At 74.4% G+C, this 4,883-nt stretch carries 4 protein-coding genes; all 4 read right to left on the bottom strand.

The window, feature by feature from the left end:
* Positions 1-115: 115 nt before the first annotated feature.
* Genes ACFW9D_RS37080 through ACFW9D_RS37065 form a run of 4 tightly spaced genes read right to left on the bottom strand, consistent with a single transcriptional unit; the run spans position 116 to position 4,634 of the window.
* Positions 116-1,759, bottom strand: a complete 1,644-nt coding sequence (locus tag ACFW9D_RS37080; protein WP_188341947.1) for an FAD-binding oxidoreductase — start codon at positions 1,757-1,759, stop codon at positions 116-118.
* Between the two features lie 28 nt (positions 1,760-1,787).
* Positions 1,788-2,051, bottom strand: a complete 264-nt coding sequence (locus ACFW9D_RS37075) for an acyl carrier protein (protein WP_223206497.1) — start codon at positions 2,049-2,051, stop codon at positions 1,788-1,790.
* Between the two features lie 55 nt (positions 2,052-2,106).
* Positions 2,107-3,363: a ketosynthase chain-length factor gene (locus ACFW9D_RS37070; RefSeq protein WP_384629771.1), complete on the bottom strand. Its 1,257-nt coding sequence runs from the start codon at positions 3,361-3,363 to the stop codon at positions 2,107-2,109.
* A gap of 5 nt (positions 3,364-3,368) precedes the next feature.
* Positions 3,369-4,634: a beta-ketoacyl-[acyl-carrier-protein] synthase family protein gene (locus ACFW9D_RS37065; RefSeq protein WP_384629769.1), complete on the bottom strand. Its 1,266-nt coding sequence runs from the start codon at positions 4,632-4,634 to the stop codon at positions 3,369-3,371.
* Positions 4,635-4,883: the final 249 nt, after the last annotated feature.

Genomic DNA, 4,883 nt, shown 5'->3' with positions numbered 1-4,883 from the left:
ACCCCCCGCCCCCCGCCCCTCCCCACCCCCACGGGGCGGGGGCGGGCCACCTGTGGACCGGGGGGGCGGGCGCGGGGGCGGGGGCGGGGCCGCGCCCCGGCCCCTTCGTGTGCGGTCAGTCCCCGGCCGGGCGGATCGCGAGCGCGTGACGGAAGATGTCACGCGGGTCGTAGGCCGCCTTGACGGCCTGCAGCCGCCGGTAGTTGTCCTTGTAGTAGAGCCGGTGCCACTCCACGCCCGAGGTGTTCCACTTGGGGTCGGCCGTGTCGATGTCGGGGAAGTTGATGAAGCAGCCGTCGCCCTGGCCGTCGGGCACGGGGACGCCGCCGGTTGCGGCGTAGACGTCCGCGTACAGCCGGCGCATCCAGTCGACGTTGGCGTCGTCCTTCTCCGGGTCCTGCCAGGTGTTCATGTACAGGGCCCGCATGACGGAGTCGCGCTGCGCGGTGGCGGTGTCGCCGGGCTCCGGGGAGTTGGCGCGGCCGCCGTAGCCCTGCAGGGAGACGGACGCCGTGTCGTGGGAGTGGTCGAGGTCCGCGAGACGGTCGAAGAGGACGTCGATCTGCGCGTCGTCGTAGGCGCGGCGCAGATAGGCGCTCTTGAGCTTCTGGCGGCCCTGCTCGGCGTCCTGGTTCGCCGCCAGTGCCTCGACGGAGGCGAACCAGGGCAGCTGTTCGGTGGGCAGTACGTACGGCTCGGCGCCCACGCCGTCGGTGAGCGCGTCGATGTGGTCCTGCAGCAGCTTCTCGGCGCCGGGCAGCGTCGCGTCGAGGTGGGTGAAGGCGATGGCGGCCATCCCCGAGTCGTTCTCGCGCTGCCTGCCGAGCAGGATCAGGCCGCTGAACAGGCCCCGGTAGGGGGAGTCGGGGCCGCTGTGGCGCTCGTGCCACCGACCGTGGTTGCGCACCAGGGTCCGGAAGGCGGCCTTGTCGAGCCCCTCGCGCGGGAACATCACCGTGGAGGCGAGCATCGAACCGGGCGGGCGCGGCAGCAGCTTGCCCGGGTCGCTGCCGGTGGCACCCGGGGAGCGGAACCAGTAGCGGGTGACGATGCCGAAGTTTCCGCCGCCGCCTCCGGTGTGCGCCCACCACAGGTCGCGGTGCGGGTCGCCCGGCTCGCGGGTGGCGACGATCGCGCGGGCCCGGCCGGAGCCGTCCACGACGACGACCTCGACGGCGTACAGGTGGTCGGAGGAGATGCCGTGCCGGCGCGAGAGCTGCCCGAAGCCGCCGCCGACGACGTGGCCGCCGAAGGCGACGGTGGCGCTGGCACCGCCGGGCACGGTCACGCCCCAGCCGTAGTACAGGGTCCGGTACACGTCGGCGAGCTGGGCGCCCGCGCCGACCTCGAAGGCCCGGCGGCCCGCGTCGTAGCGGACGGTGTCCATCTCGGCGAGGTCGACGACGACCTCGGCGCCCGAACCGCCGACGAAGTTCTCGAAGCAGTGGGCACCGCTGCGGGCCACGACCCGCTTGCCGGCCCGCACCGCGTCCTGGACCGCCCGCACGACCTGGTCGGTGGTGGTGACCACCTGGAAGGACTCGGGGCGGGTGGTGAATCGCTTGTTCTTTCCGCGCAGCGCGAGGTCCTCGTAGCGCGGGTCGGACGCGCCGACCGAGACCGGTCCGAAACCGGCGCCGGCCGTGCTGGCGTGGGCGGGGGCCGCGGTGACGGCGGCGAGGGTGCCGCCCGCGGCCGCGGTGGCGGTGGCCGCCGCGACGGTGTGGGTGAGGAACCGTCGGCGGTTCGGGTCGGTCATCGTGAACCTCTCGGGGCGGGACGGGCGGTCAGGCGCTGGCGCGGGCGGACAGGGCCCGGTTGACGATCTCCAGGAGGGCGCGGGGCGTCTCGGCCTCGTCGACGGCCTCCTCGTCGAGCACGACGTCGTAGTCGCGCTCGATCCGGCCGGTGGTCTGCAGGACGGCGAGCGAGTCGTAGCCGAGGTCGACGAAGAGGACGTCCATGACGTCGCCGTCGAGGTCGACGCCTTCGCCCTCGCCGGCGCACTCGCGCAGCAGGGTGGTCAGATCCGCCATGTCCAGGTGTTTCACGCTGATACCTCGTTTCGGTGGGTGGATCGCTGAGGGGAGGACGGGTTCCGGCCGGTCAGCCGGCGGTGACCACGGTGGCGGCGTTGAAGCCGCCGCGGCCGCGGGCGAGCACGAGTGCGGTGCGCAGGGCGGTCCCGGTGCGCGGGGCGCCGGTGACCAGGTCGAGCGGGCAGTCGGCGGCGAGCCGGGTGACGTTCGTGGTGGGCGGGACGACCTGGTCGCGCAGGGCGAGCAGGGCGGCCGCCAGATCGAGGGAGGCACCGCCCGCGCTCAGGCGTCCGGTCATCGTCTTGGGCGCGGTGACCGGGACCCCGTACGGGCCGAACAGGTCGGTGAGCGCCTCGGCCTCGGCCCGGTCGGCGTCCCGGCGGCCGGCCGCGTCGGCGAACACGACGTCGACGTCCGCGGTGGTGAGCCCGGCGTCCGCCAGCGCGAGGCGGGCCGCGTCGGCCAGCCGGGGGCCGCCCCGGCCCGGGGCCGGGTCGAAGGTGGCGGCGCAACCGGCGACCGTGCCGTGGACGCGGGCACCGCGCGCGCGGGCGGATTCCGCGTCCTCGAGGACGAGCAGGGCGCCGCCCTCGCCGACGACGTGCCCGTCGGCGTCCTCGTCGAAGGGGAGGTAGGCGCGGGCCGGGTCCTCACGGGTGCTCAGCTCGCCGGTGGCCAGATGGGCGGCCCAGCCCCACGGGCACACGGCGGACTCCAGTCCCCCGGTGACGACGAGCCGGGCCCCCCTGCTCAGGTGCCGGCGGGCGTGCGCGACCGCGTCGAGGCCGCCCGCCTGTTCGGAGACGAGGACACCGCTGGCGCCGCGCAGGCCGTGCTTGATGGAGATCTGGCCGGAGTTGACGGCGTAGAACCAGGCGAACGCCTGGTAGGCGCTGACGTGGTTGCCGCCCTTGCTCCACAGCGCCTCCAGCTCCCGCTGGCCGAACTCGAAGCCGCCGGCCGAGCTCGCGGTGACCACGCCGGCCGCGTACTCCGGCAGGTCGGCCGGGTCGATGCCCGCGTCCGTGAACGCCTCGGCGGTGGCCGCCAGCGAGAGGCGGGTGACGCGGTCGGTCTGCGGGAGCAGCCGGCTGGGGACGTGGTCCTCGTCGACGAATCCCGGCACCTCGCCGGCGAGCCGGGCCGGGTAGGGGCCGGCGTCGAACCGCGTCAGCGGGCGGATGCCGCTCTCGCCGCGCAGGGTGGCGGCCCACCAGGCCTCGGTGCCCAGGCCGTTGGGTGCGGCGACGCCGAGTCCGGTGACCACGGCCGTACGCTCCCCCGCGCCGGCCGCCGCGGTCGTCTCGTCGCGGGTCGGGGTGATGGTGTTCACGCTGCTTCTCCCAGGCGCGGGCGGGTGAGGATCATGGCGCTCTGGAAGCCGCCGAACCCGCTGCCGACGGTGAGCACGGTGTCCGTGCGCTGTTCCCGGGCGGTGAGCGGGGTGTAGTCGAGGTCGCAGGCGGGGTCCGGCTCGTGCAGGTTGGCGGTGGGCGGCACGGTGTCGTGCTCGATCGCCAGGGCGCTCGCGGCCACTTCCAGGGAGCCGATCGCTCCGAGCGAGTGCCCGATCATCGACTTGATGGAACTGACCGGCACTTCGTGGGCGCGCTGTCCCAGGGCCTGCTTGAAGGCGGCCGTCTCGTGTCGGTCGTTCTGCTTGGTGCCCGAACCGTGGGCGTTGATGTAGTCGACGGCGCTCGCGTCGAGCCGCGCCTCGTCGAGGGCGGCCCGGATGGCCTCGGCCATCTCCTTGCCGTCGGCGCGCAGTCCGGTCATGTGGTAGGCGTTGCTGCGGGAGGCGAAGCCGGCGATCTCCGCGTACACGTGGGCGCCGCGGCGGCGGGCGTGCTCCAGCTCCTCGATGATCAGAACGGCCGAGCCCTCGCCGAGGACGAATCCGTTGCGGGTGCGGTCGAAGGGGCGCGAGGCGGTCGCCGGGTCGTCGTTGCGCGGGCTGGTGGCGCGGATCGCGTCGAAGCAGGCCACGGAGATCGGCGAGATGGGCGCCTCGGTGGCACCGGTGACCATGATGTCGGCGGAGCCCTCGCGGATCACCGAGACGGCGTGTCCGACGGAGTCGAGGCCGGAGGTGCAGCCGGTGGAGACCATGGACACCGGCCCCTGGGCGTCGGCGGTCCAGGCCACCTCGGCGGCCATCGAGCTGGGGACGAAGAAGTCGTAGAGGTGGGGCACGGCCCGCTCGTGGTCGACCAGCCACGCGGAGCCGTGGTCGCTGACCTTCGCGTACTCGACGTCGAGGCCGGTCGTGCAGCCGACGGCGCTGCCCAGGGTGACACCGGTGCGCAGCGGGTCGAGGGAGCCCGCGAGGCCGCTGTCGGCCAGCGCCTCGCGGGCGCCGACCACGGCGAACTGCGCGGCCCGGTCCAGGCGTTGCGCGTCCTTCTCCCCGATGCCGTGGGCCGCCGGGTCGAAGTCGACCTCGGCGGCGATGCGCGAGCGGAACTGCGCGGGGTCGAACAGGGTGATGCCCCGGGTGGCGGTGCGGCCGGACGTCAGCAGCGACCAGAACTCCTTGGTGCCCACTCCCCCCGGCGCGACGACTCCGATCCCCGTGATCACGACGCGCCTCATCGGTTGTGCCTCACAGTCGTCTCCTCCGTTACGGCGGGCCGGTCCGGCCGGCCGGACCCGTGCGGGACGTCCCGCACGGGCTCCGAGCCTCGCGGAGCCACCTAGAGGTGCGCTCGAAGAACGGACGGCTGCAACGGAGGCGTCGGCTCCGCTCAACACGGCGGGGGGGGGGGGGGGGCCCGCGGAACGGCGGGAGAGAGCCCGAGCGCGTCTCGGAGGGGGTGCGGCGCGCTGGCGGGGGGGCGGTGG

Origin of the sequence: Streptomyces sp. NPDC059524, assembly GCF_042749255.1 — a bacterium.
In the GTDB taxonomy this organism is placed as follows: Bacteria; Actinomycetota; Actinomycetes; order Streptomycetales; family Streptomycetaceae; genus Streptomyces; species Streptomyces xanthii.
Note: the sequence above shows the minus strand (reverse complement) of the source record. Positions and strands in the feature narration are given on the sequence as shown.

Coding starts and splice junctions, on each gene's coding strand:
- ACFW9D_RS37080 (WP_188341947.1), bottom strand. CDS start 1,759: ATGACCGACCCGAACCGCCGACGGTTCCTCACCCACACCGTCGCGGCG.
- ACFW9D_RS37065 (WP_384629769.1), bottom strand. CDS start 4,634: ATGAGGCGCGTCGTGATCACGGGGATCGGAGTCGTCGCGCCGGGGGGA.